At 50.9% G+C, this 18299-nt stretch carries 11 protein-coding genes; 5 read left to right on the top strand and 6 right to left on the bottom strand.

Annotated elements, in window-relative coordinates:
* Window positions 1-2: 2 nt before the first annotated feature.
* Window positions 3-1358 carry an LLM class flavin-dependent oxidoreductase gene (locus AC0YN3_RS22260; RefSeq protein WP_475777144.1) on the top strand — a complete coding sequence of 452 codons (1356 nt, stop codon included), beginning with the start codon at window positions 3-5 and terminating at the stop codon, window positions 1356-1358.
* Between the two features lie 403 nt (window positions 1359-1761).
* Here the strand turns inward: AC0YN3_RS22260 and AC0YN3_RS22255 are convergent, their stop codons facing one another.
* Window positions 1762-1956: a sporulation protein Cse60 gene (locus AC0YN3_RS22255; protein ID WP_441946026.1), complete on the bottom strand. Its 195-nt coding sequence runs from the start codon at window positions 1954-1956 to the stop codon at window positions 1762-1764.
* Between the two features lie 609 nt (window positions 1957-2565).
* Between AC0YN3_RS22255 and AC0YN3_RS22250 the strand changes: the two genes are divergently transcribed.
* Together AC0YN3_RS22250 and AC0YN3_RS22245 are read left to right on the top strand one after the other, a co-directional pair.
* A complete protein-coding gene (locus AC0YN3_RS22250) occupies window positions 2566-3936 on the top strand; it encodes an asparaginase (RefSeq protein ID WP_475777143.1) in 1371 nt (456 codons plus the stop codon).
* A 20-nt stretch (window positions 3937-3956) separates the two neighbouring features.
* A complete protein-coding gene (locus AC0YN3_RS22245) occupies window positions 3957-6143 on the top strand; it encodes an asparaginase domain-containing protein (RefSeq protein ID WP_475777142.1) in 2187 nt (728 codons plus the stop codon).
* Window positions 6144-6320: 177 nt separating this feature from the next.
* On the opposite strand, the gene AC0YN3_RS22240 is transcribed toward AC0YN3_RS22245, so the two are convergent.
* The 4 genes from AC0YN3_RS22240 to AC0YN3_RS22225 all read right to left on the bottom strand — a co-directional run bounded on the left by AC0YN3_RS22240 (window position 6321) and on the right by AC0YN3_RS22225 (window position 10326).
* Window positions 6321-8150, bottom strand: a complete 1830-nt coding sequence (locus AC0YN3_RS22240; RefSeq protein WP_475777141.1) for an alpha/beta fold hydrolase — start codon at window positions 8148-8150, stop codon at window positions 6321-6323.
* Between the two features lie 58 nt (window positions 8151-8208).
* Complete coding sequence (locus AC0YN3_RS22235) at window positions 8209-8790, bottom strand: TetR/AcrR family transcriptional regulator (RefSeq protein ID WP_475777140.1); 582 nt, start codon at window positions 8788-8790, stop codon at window positions 8209-8211.
* 54 nt (window positions 8791-8844) lie between these two features.
* Complete coding sequence (locus AC0YN3_RS22230; RefSeq protein ID WP_475777139.1) at window positions 8845-9438, bottom strand: DUF6143 family protein; 594 nt, start codon at window positions 9436-9438, stop codon at window positions 8845-8847.
* A gap of 171 nt (window positions 9439-9609) precedes the next feature.
* Entirely contained in the window at window positions 9610-10326 is a 717-nt protein-coding gene (locus AC0YN3_RS22225) for a peptidylprolyl isomerase (RefSeq protein WP_475777138.1), read from the bottom strand.
* Window positions 10327-11069: 743 nt separating this feature from the next.
* Here AC0YN3_RS22225 and AC0YN3_RS22220 point away from each other — a divergent pair.
* Complete coding sequence (locus AC0YN3_RS22220; RefSeq protein ID WP_475777137.1) at window positions 11070-15215, top strand: glycosyl hydrolase; 4146 nt, start codon at window positions 11070-11072, stop codon at window positions 15213-15215.
* Window positions 15216-15288: 73 nt separating this feature from the next.
* On the opposite strand, the gene AC0YN3_RS22215 is transcribed toward AC0YN3_RS22220, so the two are convergent.
* Window positions 15289-17130 carry an AbfB domain-containing protein gene (locus AC0YN3_RS22215; RefSeq protein WP_475777215.1) on the bottom strand — a complete coding sequence of 614 codons (1842 nt, stop codon included), beginning with the start codon at window positions 17128-17130 and terminating at the stop codon, window positions 15289-15291.
* A gap of 364 nt (window positions 17131-17494) precedes the next feature.
* Between AC0YN3_RS22215 and AC0YN3_RS22210 the strand changes: the two genes are divergently transcribed.
* Window positions 17495-18277, top strand: coding sequence for a CPBP family glutamic-type intramembrane protease (locus AC0YN3_RS22210; RefSeq protein WP_475777136.1), 783 nt, complete (start codon window positions 17495-17497; stop codon window positions 18275-18277).
* Window positions 18278-18299: the final 22 nt, after the last annotated feature.

Below are 18299 nucleotides of genomic sequence, written 5' to 3'. Positions count from 1 at the left end.
TTATGGGGAAACGGCACGAGCAGCTCCATCTCGGCGCTTTCATTTATTATGCAGGGCATCATCACGCTGGCTGGCGTCATCCGGATTCCGGCGTAGAGGGCATGTTTGATGTCGGCTTTTATCGGAAGCTGGCGCAAACGGCGGAACGCGGCAAGTTCGATATGCTCTTTTTTGCGGATTTGCTGTATGCGACCAATGTAGGGCAGGCCGTTGCGGGAATGCTGGAGCCGCTTACGCTGCTGTCGGCGTTATCGGCCGCGACGGAGAAAATAGGTTTAACGGCAACGGTGTCAACGACTTATAACGAGCCTTTTAATGTCGCGCGCAAGTTTTCTTCCCTTGATCATATTAGCGGAGGACGGGCGGGCTGGAACATCGTTACCTCGCAGCTTGATCTTGAGGCGCATAATTACGGCAGGCCGAAGCATCCGGAACACGGATTAAGGTACGAAATGGCGAGGGAATTCGTTGATGTAGTCACTCGTCTGTGGGACAGCTGGGAGGATGGCGCGCTGGTGCTTGACCGGGAAGCTGGCCAGTTTGCTGATGAGGCGAAGGTTAAGCCGGTCGATTACGCCGGAACGTATTATTCTACGAAGGGGCCTTTGAACGTTCCGAGATCTCCGCAAGGGTATCCGGTGCTTATTCAGGCAGGATCGTCTGGTCCGGGACAGGATTTCGCCGCCAGCACGGGTGAAGTTATTTTCACGGCGCAGCAGTCATTGGAGGCTGCCAAAGCATTCTATGACAGCGTGAACGGCAAGCTTGGAAATTACGGGAGAAAGCGCGGCAGTTTAAAAATCATGCCAGGGCTATCGCCGATTCTTGGTGCTACCGAAGAAGAAGCGAAGCTTAGGCACAAGCAGCTGCAGGAGCTCATTCCGGAGGCGCATATTGCTGCTTTTCTGTCAGGTTTCCTGGGTGTGGATTTAACGAAGTATTCGCTGGATGAACAGCTTCCCGATATTCCGGATCCCGTCGAAGCGTCCAATGGAATGAAAAGCCGAGTCCAGCTAGTGATGGATATGGCGCGTAATGAAAAGCTGTCCATGCTGGAGCTAGGCAGAAGAATGCTGGGTGCAAGGGGGCATCTTCAATTCGTTGGAACTCCCGTTCAGCTGGCTGATCTGATTCAGCATTGGTTTGAGGAATACGGCTGTGACGGATTTAATATTATGGCTCCGGTTTTGCCGGGCGGACTTGATGACTTTGTGGATCAGGTTGTGCCGATCTTGCAACAACGCGGTTTGTTCCGGGAAGATTATACGGGCAACACGCTTCGTGAGCATCTCGGGTTGGAGCGTCCGGTTGAAGGTCATTTCCGTCATGCGCGCCCTGCGGTACAGGGGCACGCGTAATCATATGGCAACAATGCAAAAAGCAAGCTGTTAGTGCCATTAGGGCACAAGCAGCTTGCTTTTTGCATTTCTAAAAAAAAGGGGTGAGGAGGACTATGGTTTTGTGAATATTCCGCTTTTCAACATAAACAGTCTATCGTTAGTAGTGTCGTTCATGGCTAACCTCCGGGCTTCAGTGAGTGTTAACATATTCATGACAGTTATTGTTTAATTACCAGATAAACGGTGTAGCCGATTGCTGCGGCTATCAGTCCGACTGCTGCCGTACAAGATAAAAGCCGAAAGAAAACTTCCCACTTATCTTTTTGGATACCTCGAATGTCCTGTTCCTCGTTCCCCTGCGTCTCTTGTGGCCCAAAATGATCCTGACGGGGCTTAATGATGGATCACCCGCTTTCTTTTATTACTTTTCTGCAAGCTGCTTATATACGACCAGAATGGTGCTCCGTTGGTACGTATTGCCGGACGTAGCGGTCTTGATCATGGAGCCGTAACAAATATTAATGACTTGATCATCGTTTAGCTCCGCCAGAAACTCATTGGCTCTCTTCTCGGCAAATACCGTATCCGTATCAATAAATTCTTTCACTTGAATCATGCTGACTTCTCCCCTCCTTCATTTCCAAATAGACAGATAGGCACCCCGCCAAAGTAGCGGAATGCCTGCTCACGTCCACCATAGCATTGGGGAATGAGGGTGTCAACCAGAACGAGGGGAAAGCTGTGGCGTATAAAAAGGATGCTAATGGCGCGAAAGGGAGTTCGGAAATTAAATTTATGTTATGTACATGTTACATATTGAGTGGTGGAATGTAATGGGATTCATAATTTGAAAATAGTTTGCCTAATATTTACTAAAAGCAATTCGGGACAGGGGAGGCGTGGATATCCCGTCTCTTACAAAAGAAAAACAAGAAATAATAGGGAAATAAATTCAAATGTATCTATTAATACAACGATAAATTATCAATACTAATATAGTATAAACGTAATAGAATGAATGACCGCCACTTCTAGATTTAGGGAGATAAATATAAGAAATGTATCATTTAATATAGTGAGATAACGGGTAAAAATAGCGGTAAAAAGAAGTTAAAAGCAGATGTATGCGCTTTTTTGGCCTATTTTTAACTTGTTAGAATATCTGACGTAAAATAGACTGATTAAGTAGATCAGAGAGAAATATATAACATTGGAGGAGAATAACATGACACAAATTGTTAAGAGTGAGTTAGCTAAAAAGGTGCTCGTTCCATTGCTGGTGCTTTCGCTGTTAGCGGCGATGGTGGGCGTGCTGGCGAAAAATAACTTCGTCCGCGCTGAGGAAGCGCCGGGACTTCCAACCTTTGATATTCCAGCTCTTTCATCTGAACATCAAACATCAAGCTTGCCTAATGTTATCGTAGTTGCAACAGGGGGTACGCTTGCCGGTAAAGCGAGAAACGATGACCCAACCAATTTCCAAAACTATGCAGCGGGCACATTCAAGATGGCTGATCTAGTTGCCCAGCTTCCGAAACATAAAACGGCAGACGTATCCACTTTCCAGTTCGGCAATAAAGGATCGGGCGGATATACGATCAAAGAGCTTTACGATCTATCGTTAGCGGTAGATGCGGCGCTCGAAATATACGATAGCGCTGTCGTAACGACAGGTACGGATACAATGGAAGAAATCGCGTACTTCCTAGACCTAACGGTACGCAGCGAGAAGCCGGTCGTTGTGACAGGCGCCATGAGACCGTGGGATGTTATCGGAACAGACGGTCCTGCCAATCTATACCAAGCCATTAAAGTGGCGGGCAGCGACAAAACAAAATGGTTCGGTACCGTTGTTATGCTGAATGATGTCATTTATGCGGCGCGTGAGGTTACAAAAACGAATGCACACCGCAATGATACGTTTGATGCTCCGATGTTCGGTGCGCTAGGTTATGTGGATGATCCAGCGGTTCGCATTTACCGTGCTCCTGCAAGAGCGGCGAAAGCAGGCAAATCTACTTGGGCATCACCGTTTGATCTAAGAACGATTTCAAAAGACAGCCTGCCTATCGTAGAAATCGTATACAGCTACCAAGAAGCTGGCGGCGGCTCGATTCGCGGCCTTGTAGCAGACGGGGCAAAAGGTATCGTAACAGCAGGTACGGGTGCGGGCGGCATTTCTTCGCAGCTAAGCGCAGCGCGTTCAGCGGCTATCAAAGATAACGGTGTCGTGTTCGTATCGACGACTAGAACGGGTTCGGGCTCCATCTATGACGGCGGCACCGGCAACGTAATTGGCGGGGACAACCTTAATGCGGCGCATGCTCGCATGATGCTGTTGCTTTCACTCGCATTTACGAATGACGTAAGCACAATCAGAAATTGGTTTACGACTTTCGGTACGCAGGACGTCGAAATTTCCGTTGATGAGAACACAGTATTGAGCACGTCCGTAGAAGAACCGATCGTGACGGAACCGACTCCTGAAGCTGAGCTTCCAACGGCTACTGCTACTCCGACAACGGAGCCTGCAATTGAACCAACTACTGAGCCTACAACAGAGCCAACCACTGAAACAGTACCGGTGACGCCATAAATTCGGAGAGGAGTACGGTTATGAACATAATAAACCATTCGAAAACAACGAAGAAAATTTTCGTTCCTCTCCTCATTACGGCACTCCTCAGTACGCTGCTGATCGGCTACACTAGCTCAGCCCGTGCGGAGGAAGCGCCGGTGCTCCCGACCTTCGACATTCCGGCTTTGTCCGCGGAGCATAAAGCTTCCGCGCTGCCCAATGTCATTGTTGTGGCGACGGGAGGCACGCTTGCCGGTCAGGTGAGAGGCAACGATCCTACTAATTTCCAGAATTACGCTGCCGGTACTTATAAGATGGCGGATATGGTAGCGGAGCTTCCGAAACATAAAACGGCAGATGTGTCCACCTTTCAATTCGGCAACAAAGGATCAGGCGGATACACGATGAAAGAGCTTTATGATCTGTCGCTAGCGGTAGATGCGGCGCTCGAAATATACGATAGCGCGGTTGTAACAACAGGCACGGATACGATGGAGGAAATCGCTTATTTCCTTGATCTGACCGTGCAAAGCGAGAAGCCCGTTGTTGTAACGGGGGCGATGCGGCCTTGGGATGCCATCGGAACAGACGGGCCCGCTAACCTGTATCAAGCCATTAAGGTCGCAGGAAGCAACAAAACCAAATGGTATGGTACGGTTGTCATGCTGAATGATGTCATTCATGCGGCGCGTGAGGTGACCAAAAGCAACGCGCACCGGATGGATACGTTTGAAACGCCGATGTTCGGCGCGCTCGGCTATGTTGACGATCCGGCAGTACGCATTTACCGTTTGAATGCACGGGCGTTAAAAGCTGGCGAAGCGGATTGGAAATCGCCGTTTAATCTCAAAACGATTTCGAAGGACAGCCTGCCGAAGGTTGAAATTGTTTACAGCTATCAAGAAGCTGGCGGCGGAGCGATTCGCGCATCGGTTGAGGAAGGCGCAAAAGGCATCGTGACTGCGGGTACTGGCGCTGCGGGTATCTCGTCCAAGATGAGCGCGGCACGTGCTGCGGCTATTAAAGATCATGGCGTTACGTTCGTTTCGACGACAAGAACGGGTTCCGGTACGATAACGGGCGGCAGTGACGGCATTATTGCCGGGGACAACCTCAATCCGCAGCATGCCCGCATCATGTTGATGTTGTCATTGGCATTCTCGAATGATTTCAAAACCGTTAAGGGCTGGTTCGAGACGGTGGGCACGCAGGATATTACGGTAGATGTGGATGAAACGCCTACAACGCCTACAAATCCAGGAGGGAATAACGGTGGATCCGGCGGCGTCTCCAATTCGGGCGAGGTTACGATCGGCGCTGGAAGCTCGGGTACATTAGGCCTTGATGACAGCGTAACGGTATCTATACCTGCCGGGGCGACGAAGGAACAGATGAAGCTGTCCATCACGAAGCTGACGGGCACTGGCGGAATTGTGGATTCAACGAGTCAGCTGTTATCTCCGCTGTTCGAAATATTGAAATCCATTCCTGACAATTTCATTGTTCCGGCTACGTTAACCTTTAAATTTGATCCGACTCTCATTAAGGAAGGCAAAAAAGCTTCCGTGTTCTACTACGATGAGACGAAGAAGCAGTGGATCGAAATGGGCGGAACGGTGAGTGGAAACATCATTACCGTGAAAACCGATCATTTCACGAAGTTTGCCGTATTCGCGGTGGATGAAGTGGGGGCAAGCTTTACGGATATATCCGGGCACTGGGCAGAAGCGGCTATTAAGAAAGCTGTTGCTGCAGGTATCGTGAAAGGGTATGTGGATGGTACCTTTAAGCCTAACAACACCGTTACGCGTGCGGAGTTCTCCGTTATGCTGATGGGCGCCTTGAAAGCGGAGGGCGTAGGTGAGGCGCTTGCTTTTGCCGATCAAGCAAGCATTGCGGCTTGGGCCAAAGATGCGGTTGCGCAAGCGGTTAAGGCAGGTATTATTAGCGGATATCCGGACGATACATTCCGTCCAAGCGCTAATATATTGCGGATGGAGATGGTGTCGATGATTGCCAAGGGATCGAAGTTAACCTTAGACCCGGATGCAATTACAAGCTTTGCCGACAACAAGGAAATCCCTGCTTGGGCAATGAGCGCCGTGAAAGCAGTGAGCGACAAAGGCATCATACAAGGGCGGACGGGCAATCTGTTCGCGCCAAAAGCCACCGCTTCGAGAGCGGATGCGATTACCGTCATTATGAATATGCTCGAAAGCAAATAGCGGTACGGCGCGGTTAGCAAATAGACGGCTCCTAAGGTCTGAATAGACCTTGTGGAGCCGTCTTTTTTGACGTATAGGAAAGGATAGGGGTTTGGTCATCCTTTCTCTATACGTTTCGCCGAAACGATGGCGTCTATTGAACGGACGCTTCTTTTTGCATTAAACAATAATGGGGCTTTACAGCCCGGCTTGGAGCAGCAGCTGTGCAGTCTCGGCTGGATGCGAAATAGGAAAATGATGACCGCGCTTCAGCCGTTTAACGGGAAGATGGCTGTAAGACTGGGGCAAAGTATAATAACGATCCAGAATGCCCCACAGGATATGGGTTGGGACGGTATTCCAGTTGGCTGGCCGGAGCTTGAAGGCATCGGCTTTGGTCAAAGCGGACAGCGTGTCAGCCAGCGTTGCCCTTACTCGCGGAGACTTAAGCTCGTCTAATATATAGCTTGTATAGCTGATAGGGATTTGCTCATGGGAATCGAAACAGCCCTGATTAATGAGCGAATGATTCAATGCATGTCGGGACAGCTTGGAGAGCATGAACCGGTTAATGCCGGGCAGGCGGTAACGCGCGTACGTTGGATGGAGTGCGGGCTGCAGCATATGCAAGGCTTGGATGCGTTCCGGGATAGCCTCCATCACTTTCGCTGCCAGCAGGGCGCCGTAAGAATGTCCGATTAGCGTAACGGGCTGAGATTGCTCGGTAATCGCTGCTATTATCGATTGGACATGACCCTCGATGACTCCGCCGGGGTGGTGATGATAGGGGCTGCGTCCAAAGCCGGGCAAATCAGCGATCCAAACATGGCGCCCGTGAAGCTCCGAAGCCAGCGGCAGCAGGCAATCTGCCCCGCTGAAGGTGCCGGGCAGCAATAATAGCGGATTGCCGCCTCCTTTTCTCTCCAGCGTAGCGAGCGGGCCGCGCTTTCCGCGCGAAAAACCGGGGTGAATGGATTCTTTATGCGCTAGGCGATAATCGAGATCGGCTACGACATAAGGGAGTATGTCGGTATTTGTTGATGCAGGCAGCTTATGCGCGAGCTGCATGCGCTTTGTCGCTTCTGCGGGAAAAGGCGTATCCACGATGAAACTGAGCGATTGCTGCGGGATGCCGAGCTTGCTTCCCAATGGGCTGCCCAGGAGCTTGTTCAGCAAGGGCAAGGGGATAGAGCCAAAAGGTGCTCGCAGGCGGAGCTCCTTGTTAATTTCTTGAATGAGCTCGGTCATATTAGGGCTCCTGCCTTGCTCGTCTAACAGGTAATATGTCTCGCTAACGGGTTGCTGCTCTTCGGCCAGTGCTGTGATGAATGCTGCAACGTGATCGACATGGACGAGCGGGAGCCAGTAGCTGCCGCCGCCGGGGACGGTCCCCATAAGCTTGCGCCGCGCGGCAGCGACGAGAATTCCGAGTCCGCCTGTTTGTTCGGTATTTCCGGTTTTGGAGTCTCCAATGACGACGCTGGGATTAACGACGGAAAGGGGATAGCCGTGCAGCTTGGCTTGCTCCCGAATATGGAGGTCAGCTATTATTTTCATGCGCTCATAGGGGGATTCATGCTCCAGCAGTTTATGAATGGCGGCTGGCTGATCCATATTCTGATCGGTAACGGGGCTTTTGAAGCCGACGACATGTATGAAATGCCGCAGCTTTCCGTTTATAAACGCGTCTGAGGCTAACTTGCTCAAATGGTCGGCAGCATCTAGAAACACCTGCTTGGCTTGCGACTCGCTCAGCATAATATCCATTGGGCCGCCGGCATGTATGATGACGTCGACTTGGCGTATGACTCGAAGGCTGGCCTCAGCTAAACCTAGTCCGGGCTTCGTCAAATCTCCGATTACCGCAGATACCAAGCGGGAGGCCTCTTTGTCCAGCTGGTCATGGAGTACGGATAGCCGCTGAGCAGAGCGCATTAGGGCAGTAATCTGATGGCCGTTCGCTGCCAGTTGTTTAATGGCTTGGGTGCCGACAAAGCCGGTTCCTCCGGTTATGAATATATGGGCCATGGCGTTTCAGCTCCTTTTTAATTTATAGTACTAATTAGTACTAAAATGGTCAAAAAAATTACTTTAGCATGGAAGCTAAAGTATGAAGCGATTGCTGCAAAATGTTCGATTCCGGCTGGGCATGCTGCAGGAAAAGTCCGCCCTCGATCGTAGACAAGATTAAAGCGGCCGTCTGCTGCGGGTGCAGGCTATCGTTGAATTCTTTGGTCTCTTTGCCTTCTGCAAGCAGCCCCTCCAGAACGGTCAGCTGCTTCGCGAAGAATAAGCTGATTTGGCTGCGGACGGCAATCGAATCAAGAGGCGTCTGTGTGTAGAGCGTTAAAAAGGGACAGCCTCCCAGACAATCGATGTCCTGCTCGATAAGCACCTGCATCAGCCTCGTAAGCCGCTCCATGACAGGCAGCTCCGCCTGGGATGCGATATGGGCGATGAGGGCGTCGTACCGGGAGGTTAACCGTTCGATAATAGCGGAGAGCAGCTCCTCTTTGCTTTTGAAGTAATAATAGATATTCGTTTTGGAAACTTTGCTCTCCGCGACGATATCATCCATGCTCGTGACGAGATAGCCTTTGCTTAGGAATAGGGCTGTTGCGGCTTGCAATGCGATTTCGCGGTTGGAGTTTTTAGGTTTGGTATTCATAATTAGTACTATATAGTACTAATTATGAATATGTCAATGGGTAGGTTTGATTGGCTAATACAGGTTATGGCGCTCTTCCCACCATCCGACCGAAATGACCGCGGGTGCAGGGTGGTTCATTGCGCTCGTTAGCGTGAATAAAATCGCTTTGCCGGGTCCGATAATCCAGTGGCCGGCTTTCTCGCTGGAAATGCTCGAATAGGAGGGGATTACCCGAGTGGAAACGGGCGTAGCGGCAAGTGAAGTAGTATCGAGGCCGCTTCCGAATTGAATTTGCCCGAGCGGCAGCGGCGCGGGCTGTAGGGTGAGGTTCGCTGATGCGACCTCATGCGATTGCATGCCATGTGAGGGCAAGCTTGAACAGAAGCATATTTGCGATACAAGCTTGTCGTCCGATAAGTTGCTAAGGACAAACAGGTCCAAATAAAGATGAACGCCGGAATGAAGCGGGTTGACCAGCGCGCCCCAAGTGCGGTTGGCGTCAGTCGGATTCAATTGATCGGTTTCTCCTACGAAATATTTTCCTTGCAGCGAGTGATTGAGGGAATTCGCGACATGGACTACGCTGGCAGGCCCATAACCATACATGTCTTCACCATCCTTTGCGGCGGACTTATACTTCACCATATGACGAGATTTCGGTAACATGCCTCCGCCCAGCTCAGGTTATGCGACATGGGCTTGGACGCGTAAGGTAAGATGTTTTCTAGGGCATGGGCAACAAAAAGAGGATGACTGAAACGAAACGGGTACCTATAGCTGAGTACACTTTTTCAAGTGTCCTCGGCTATAGGTACCCGTTTGGAGCCGTCCTCTTTTTTATTCCGTTTTCTTCGGTTCCTCGAACGTCATGCCAAGCGTATCAACCGTCACCTTTTTCATGGAAATCGGCGTTTCTGGTTTATCGTTTGCTCCGGTCGTTTGATTAACGATCTCATCAACCGCTTCCATGCCCTCCGTTACTTTGCCGAAGGCTGCATACTCGTTGTCGAGTGAAGGCGCGTCTGCGACCATGATGAAAAATTGTGAGCCGCCGGTATCCGGATCCTGCGTGCGAGCCATGGACAATACGCCTCGCGTATGCTTCAGCTTGTTCTCGAAGCCGTTGCTGTTGAACTCGCCGGGTATGCTGTAGCCAGGGCCGCCCATGCCGGTTCCGTCCGGATCGCCGCCCTGAATCATGAAGCCTGGGATGACGCGGTGGAATATAACGCCGTCATAAAAGCTTTTATTAATAAGAGAAATAAAGTTGTTAACCGAATTCGGAGCAACCTCAGGGTAAAGCTCTAGCTTGATGATTTTGTCATTGCTAAGCTGGATCGTTATGACAGGATGCTTGTCCGAACCTAAAAGCTCAGGACCTTCTTCGGCAGGGGCTTCAGTAGGCGGGTTTGTGGCGGTAGCGGCGTTCCCGCCGTCTGATCCCGTTGTCGCGCCGTTATTCGTGCCTTTCGTTCCGCCGCAGCCAGCCGCTACTAGCATCAAAGCGAGAGTAAGGAGCAGCATCATGCCAAAGCGTTTGTTTTTCAACAACATTTCCATATCCTCCTCAAATGTGCGAATATTGCACAGCCTCCAGAACATGCTGATTGCTTACATTCGCCTTTTTTAAAAATATAAGAATATATAAGTTCGGAGACTTAAATGCTTCTTATATTATGCTGCGCAACGTGCTTGAATCGTCGGATGACGGCAACAGCCGTTTACGCTTGAAATATAGGAAAGTATATCCTTGGGCTATACTTTTTCTATATTTCTCGGAATGAAACGCGCCGCGCCGCCAAAGGATGGCGATGACCGTTTCACCTTAAAATATAGGAAAGTATACGATTTCGCCAACTTTCTCTATATTTCTACGCGAAACGTAAGCTTAGCCGCCAAAGGATGGCAACAGCCGTTTACGCTTGAAATATAGGAAAGTATATCCTTTCGCCAACTTTCTCTATATTTCTACGCGAAACGTAAGCTTAGCCGCCAAAGGACGGCAACAGCCGTTTACGCTTGTCCAAATAGTATAATAGCATATTGCTGGATTTAATTGCGAATATGTTGCGGTTTGCTCAGGCTGAGCGAATGTGGGAATGAGGAGAATGGGTCCGCGCAGCAGAAAGATGACATAACAACATAACAAAATAAATAATAATAAAATCATTTTAAGCCTATAAAAGCTAGTTTAAACCATTTTTTTCTACAGAAACGAGCGATATACTTCTTATAAAGCGCTTACATAACCAAAATGTAAGCAATAACAAAAATAACAAATTAATAGGAGGATTCGGATGAAAAAAGTACGTAAATGGGTGGCTGGTGCGATTGCCCCTGTTCTGGTCCTGTCGCTTGCCATGCCTGTATTCGCTCAGACGACAATAACGGACACGCAAGGGCATTGGGCGAAGGCGGCCATTGAGAGATGGCAGTCTAACGGGGTTATAAAGGGCTATTCCGATGGCTCCTTTGCGCCGAACAAGACAATAAACCGGGCAGAGCTGGTGACGATCATTAATGCCTCACTAGGCTTTCGATCGCAATCAGAGCAGCCGTTCTCGGATGTCGCAGCCTCTGCGTGGTATGCAGAAGCGGTCTCTGCCGCGCGCGAAGCGGGTTATTTTGAAGGATTTCCGTCGAATCTGGCGAAGCCGCTGGATGCGGTAACGAGGCAGGATGCCGTCGTGCTTCTGGCAAAGGCTTTCCGGTTGAAAGAAGTTGGCAGCGCTTCCTTTAAGGACGAAGCAGACATCGCCGTGTATGCGAAAGAAGCGGTGGATGCTCTATCCTCCGTGCTCGAGGGGTATCGTGATGGCTCGTTCAAGCCTCGCAATCCATTGACGAGAGCGGAGCTGGTAGCAGTCATCGACAAGCTGGTCGTAGGGTATTACCCCAAAGCAGGGGAGTTTGCAGGCGGGGCAATCTCGGGCAACGTCGTTGTGAATCAAGCGGATGTGGTGCTGAAGGATATGACGATAAACGGCAATCTGTACGTAACCTCTGCGGTGGCGGACGGTGATGCCAAGCTGGTAAACGTCACGGTGAAAGGCGAAACATACGTGTGGGGCGGGGGAGAAAATACGGTATCGTTTTATCATTCCGCGCTTGCGGGTGTAGAGGTGGAGCGTAAGGATGGGCCCGTACGCGTACATTTCAGCCAAGGCTCGACCGCTCGGCGTATGAGTGCGAACGGCATCTTTACGCTGGAGCTTGATGCTGGGACGGATGTGGGGGAGCTGACGTTGCTTGCGGGTGCCAAGGGCAGCGCTATTAAAGGGTTAGGCGATGTGAAAAAAGCGGTCGTTCAAGCGGATGACGTCAAGCTGAATGGAGCAAGCCTTCCGAAAGGAGAAGCTGCCATTAAGGATGGGAAGGCGGTAAATGCCTCAAGCGGCGGAACCGGATCTGGCGGCAGCGGCGGGGATAACGGAGGAGGATCGGCAGAGCGGGTGGAGGATTTGGTAGACCCGGATGCTACTCAATTCACAAAGTCATTGTTTGCCTACTTGGATGATGTGCGCGGCCAGCAGGTGCTCTTTGGCCAGCAGCATGTGACGACAGAGGGCATATCCTTTATAAATACGACAGAGACGAAATCGGATGTGAAGAAGGCGGTAGGCGATTTCCCTGCTGTTTTTGGCTGGGATACCGGCAGTCTTGAAGGAAAAGAGAAGCCGGGGGTAACAGGCGATACGGAGCAGAGCCGAATCAACCTAGCGGCAAAAATGAAGGAAGCGCATGAGCTTGGCGGCATAGTCGCGTTAAGCACCCACTTTCCGAACTTCGTAACGGGCGGCGGCTTTAACGATACGGCGGGCTCTGTCGTGAGGCATATATTGCCGGGAGGCGACAAAAATAGCGAGTTCAATGCCTATTTGGATCTAATCGCCGAGCTGGCAAACAGCCTTAAGGATGATAACGGAGAGCTGATACCGATTCTGTTCCGTCCTTTCCACGAGCAGAATGGCGGCTGGTTCTGGTGGGGGGCCAAGACGACGACAGTTAGCGAATATGTTGAAATATATCGATATACCGTCGAATATTTGCGGGATAAGAAAAATGTGCACAGTTTGTTGTATGTGTACTCGCCGAACGGTGCGTTTTCCGGAAGCGAAGACGCTTATTTAACGACCTATCCCGGCGATGACTACGTGGATATTCTGGGCATGGATCAATATGACAACCAGCAAAATCCGGGAAGCGATACCTTCCTAAGCTTGTTGGTCAATGATCTGGCTATGATCTCGAGGCTGGCGGATGCCAAAGGGAAAATTGCTACATTTTCTGAATTCGGCTATAGTCCGCAAGGAATGCTGACACAGGGGAACATGGATTTGAATTGGTTTACGAAGGTGCTCGCCGCCATCAAGGCAGACCCGGATGCTAGAAGGATCTCATACATGCAGACGTGGGCCAATTTTCATCTGAACGGAAATTTATTCGTGCCTTATCGCGATGCGCCGGCGCTTGGCGATCATGAGCTGCTTGACGACTTAGTCGCTTATTATAATGATCCGTATACCGCATTCGCGGCAGAAGTCGGCAATGTATATGGCAAGCAGGTTAAAGCGGCGGAAGAAAAGCCTTCCCTGCATATCGTGTCGCCTATCGATCAAAGCACGGTCAAAGAAGCGGATACGCTAATTCGGGCTAGGGTGCTGCATGCGGCGCCGTCCAAGGTTGTGTATGTAGCGGAGGGCTCTGCGTCGGAAATACCGATGGTCTTGGATGACGACGGCTATTATTCAGCAAGCTGGTCGCCTGCAGGCGAGCAGAATGGTAAAACGGCATCGGTTACGGTAAAGGCGTATAAGCAAGATAACGTTGTATTGGAGCAGTCGGTACTCGCTTACGTTAAGGTGGATGAGCTTCCGCTCCGCTCGTATGCATTCGACGATCAAATCAACGGTATTCAAAATAACGGAACCTGGCCAGCTGAAATGGGACTTTCGCTTGCGCATGCAGCGATAGGCGGCAATGGCGTGCTTCAGCTGAATGTAACGGGAGCCGTGCCGAGCGACAATTGGCAGGAATTCAAATTGGAGCTGACAGATGCGGCAAGCGCAGTACCTTTGGCATCCGTAAACCGCGTGAAATGGGATGTGTGGATTCCTGCATCAGCCGGTGCGGCGGGCGCGAATGCCAGCCTGCGAACGGTCGTAATGCTCCCGCCGGATTGGTCGGATGAAGGCAAATATGGCATGCTGACGACGGAAGAGAAACTGTCGGAGCTAGACACCGTGACGATAGACGGCGTTGCGTATGCGCGTTATACAGCCGTGGTCAACTTGAATGATGCTGCCAAATCGGCAGAGGCGACGAGCATTGCCATATCCTTGATCGGCAGCGGTTTGCAGCTTGACGGTCCGATTTATGTAGATAATATAGAGCTAATCAGCAGTTATTTCGAAGCGCCGGTCATCCCGTCACTCGTTGATGATTTTGAAGGCTACCAAGGCGTGAACGCTGCACTGCAAGCCAAGTTCGTGAAAGCGGGAGGTGACACGGTTGCGGTAAGCCTGGACCCTTCGCATGAGAGCGGCGGCGAATATGCCATGAAATTCGATTATACGCTTGGAGGGTCGGGTTATGCGGGCATTACCAAAGGGCTCGGAGGCGTGGATTGGTCGGCCTTTAATAAGCTGAGGTTCTGGATCGTTCCGGATGGTTCTGATCAGAAGCTTGTTATCCAGCTGAGGGTAGACGGCGTTTCGTACGAGGCTTACCCATCGCTTGCGGGTACAACGGGAGAGTGGGTGTCGCTGCACTTTAATGAGTTTGCGGTTGCGCCTTGGGATACGGGCAATGCCGGCAAAAAAATCAATAAGGCAAGCCTCAAAAACGTACAGGATTTCAATATCTACGTGAACGCGGTATCGGGAGCGACGCTTAGCAGCAGCTTGTATTTCGATGATATCGAGGCAATTAATGACGGAGGTGGCGGCGTTCCGAACGGAGGGGACGGAGCGGGCAGCACGCCTTCGCCTGCGGGAGTATTGTACGATTTCGAGAGTGAAACCTTTGGTTTTAACGTGGAATCTAACGAAGCAAGCGCTATGGCTCCGGCAATAACGGCGGATGCCGCGACATCGGGGGCGTATTCGCTGAGCTCCTCCTTCAGCTTAACGGGAACGGGCTTCGAGCTTGCGAAGGTATCGGCGCTGGATCTATCGGCGGTGGATGCAGTCAGCGCTAAGGTGAAGCTATCCGCGGGAACGGCAAATGTACGGCTGTATATTAAGGTGGGAGCGGGCTGGAGCTGGTATGACAGCGGAACGGCGGTAAGCGTAGACTCAACCGGGTTCAAGACGCTCTACATTCCGTTAAACGGCATAGCTGACCTTGATGCGGTGAAAGCGATCGGCATTAAGATTGAGCCGACAGGCGGCTCGGGCGAGGCGTTTGTTTATGTGGATGAAATTACACTTAACGTAAGTTAGCCGTATACGAAAGAGAGAGGAAGAACCCCGGAAGCGAATGGCGCAAGCCAAAGCTTCCGGGGTTTTTCGGCTTTTAGTAGTTGTAGCGTTTGAAGGTGGCGTCGCTCTTCAGCGTTGCCGCGCTTGCTGCATTGACGGCAGACAGCTGAAGCACATAATTATAGTGTCGTATGAAGTAACCGGGCTGGCTGTATGATTCATAGGAGGCTTTGGTGCTGTCCGCCCAGCCGGCGACTTGGTTGAAGGTCGCATCGCCCTTGAAGGCGGCGGTTCCGGTGAATGGCTGCAGCACGATCTGGTTGCTTGCGTTGCGAATCAGGTAATACCCCGGCAGGTTCATCAACTCAAAGGAAACGCCGGATGCGCTTGCCAGCCCCGGCACGATGCGGAACTGGGAATCCAGTGCGGGAGTTACGTTCTCATCGATGCGGGCAGCGTAATTGTAGTGTCGAACGTAACGGGTGGAGAAATTGTGGGATTCCAGCCTGCTATAGCCGGTCGCGTCGGCAGTTGCTGGACCGAGCAGCCGGATTTCATGCACCGTAGGCGTGTACCAGTTGTTAGGGTTGTTGAAGAGAACGGCGTTCACAAGGTTGATGCGCACGTAGCGGGCGGTGAAGCGGACGGCGTCTGTCGTGAAACCGTATTTCGTATTGCCGGTCCGGTCAATCGCTGAATAATTGACGCCATCGTTGCTGACCTCGATTTTATATTTGTAGTACGCCTCAGAGCCTTTATACAGGAACCACGAAATGTCGACCTCTGTAATGGTCTTCGGTGCGCCGAAGTCGACCTGCCACCATGCAGGCCACGTGCTGCTTGAAGCTGCCCAGCTTGTCTGGGCATTGCCGTCACTGGCATTCGAGGCGGAAGAGCCCGTGCCCGTTGAGCTGGCGGTCGCTGTCTTGCCTTGCGCGTGGTTGACTAAGGATGGCAGTGTTACGGAGCCGGTTGCGGCATCAATGCTCCAGGAGCTGTACCAATTCAGCGAGGCGGTTGCGCTCGTGTCGTTCAAGGTAAGCGGCAGCCAAATATAATGATGGTCGCTTAAATCGAGAGGGTTCCAGCGGTCGCCCATATAAATGTAGGAGGTTGTACTGCTGCCGGAAATGGTGGCGATGCTGTGTATTTGCGAGCCGTAGGCGGCGGGATCGCCAAATGGCGATAGGGCCGACCAAGAGCCGTTCATCGATGTGGAGGTGGCGTAGCTGCCTTGATTCGGATACCAGCCCGAGGCTTGCGAGGTGAACAAATAATACGTATTGTTCTTTTTCACAACGGCAGGGGCTTCGCGGTATCCGTTCTCGAATACCCAGCCTACGAAGGATTGGACATTCGTATAGCTGCTATTGAGCTGAAAAATAGCCATCGTATCATTCGTACCGCCGTTTTTCTTCGATGCGGTAACCAAATAGCCGGTACCGTTCGTGTCGACGAAGACGGTCATGTCCCGGGACTCATAATCAAGCGGGCGGAAGCTACCTTGGTAAGTGAAATTGCCGTCGGGCGTGCTGCTTGTCGCAACCGCTATGCGGCCGAGCGAATAATCAGTGCCGTTCTCATAATGCATCCAAAGCACGTATTTGTTGGTGGCCGCGTTATAAATAACTTTCGGCCTTTCGATTTTGCTGGAATTTAGCTCAGGTGCGGAGGTTTTGGTCAAAATGCTGTTGCCAAGCGTCCAATTTTTCAAATCGGTTGAAGTGTACACGTTTACCCGGTCGAACGTCCAATTTACTGCTTTCTCGCCATACATGTAGTAGGTGGAGCCTACCTTCAAAATATTGCCGCTGTGAGCGTCGATCGGATTGCCGGCTGTATCTAGCCATTCGGTACCATTCGTTATGCTGACACTTGCTGCGTCTGCTTGCTCAAGCTTGATTCCGGCATACGTGAATACGAGAAGCAAACACATGATGAGCATAGAGAGTAATCTTTTTTGGACTGTACGCATCCTTCATTTCCCTCCTACAAGAAATAGATGATCCGCTGCCTGCGGCGTCCCATCGCATATTGCGGCAAGTCACGGCGCGCATGGGGATCTCAATATCAAGGTAGTCCATTTTGTAAACGCTTACAAGTGAATAAAGTAAACATTTGTGAAAAAAATGGTCGTGCACAAAGTGAACGATTTGTTTTGCGCGGAAGAAGGCGCTTGGGTAGGCGGATAAGCAGGGGAATAAGCGGGACTATGGTGAATATAATGGAATGGATAAGCTGTGGGGACACGTAGATTGGACGAGCCGGCATGGCTAATTGAGAGAGAAAGGATTATTGCTATGAAGATATTGTTTGGAATAATGGGCTTCCTAATTATTGATTTATATATGAACCTCATCCCGCAATTGTTCGATCTCCGCCAGGCGGCGCCGTGGCTGCTATATGCAAGCTTATTTTTTGTGTTGGTTCATTGGGTGGCTAAGCTGACTGGTCTCAGAGGGGTAGGAGAGCTAGGTTTAACGGGCCATTACGGTTGGAAAAGAAATGTGCGGATCGGCTTCCTGCTCGGAGCCTCGGCTTGGGCGGCGATGTATGGCTTGCTGGCAGTATCGGAGACTATTCATATAGCGGGCATGCGAGGCGCGAATGGCGCTGCGGCATTCCTGTTAAAGGCATTCGCTGTCGCCTTTCTGGGCTCGTTAATGAATGAGCTGGTGGTCAGGGGATATATATTTGCACATCTTAAAGGCAAAATAGGCAATGGATATTTATTAATGCTTGCAGCATGCCTTTATGCGCTCGACGACATTTGGCTTGCGGGTTTCCGCGCTCCGCAAATACTGGCTTCGATTATGCTCGGCCTTTCGCTTGGCTTCGTGCTTCTGCGAACGAATTCCATCTGGATGAGCGCGGGAATCTCCACGGGCGTGAGCTTTGTGTCTAGTTTGATTTTTGGAATTCCGGGCCATTCCGAAGGCAAGGGGCTGCTAGTCGTGACGGATGCGGCATCTGCTAGCCTTATTGACCATGCGCAAAGCTATGCTGCTCTTATGCTGCTGTTCATTATCATGCTGGCTTTTCGCAGATTGCGCATGAATAAGGTAGCCATAGAGCGGCTATGAGACTGGAATAGGAATGTGATTT

The sequence above is a fragment of the Paenibacillus sp. J22R232 genome (assembly GCF_056269165.1).
Note: the sequence above shows the minus strand (reverse complement) of the source record. Positions and strands in the feature narration are given on the sequence as shown.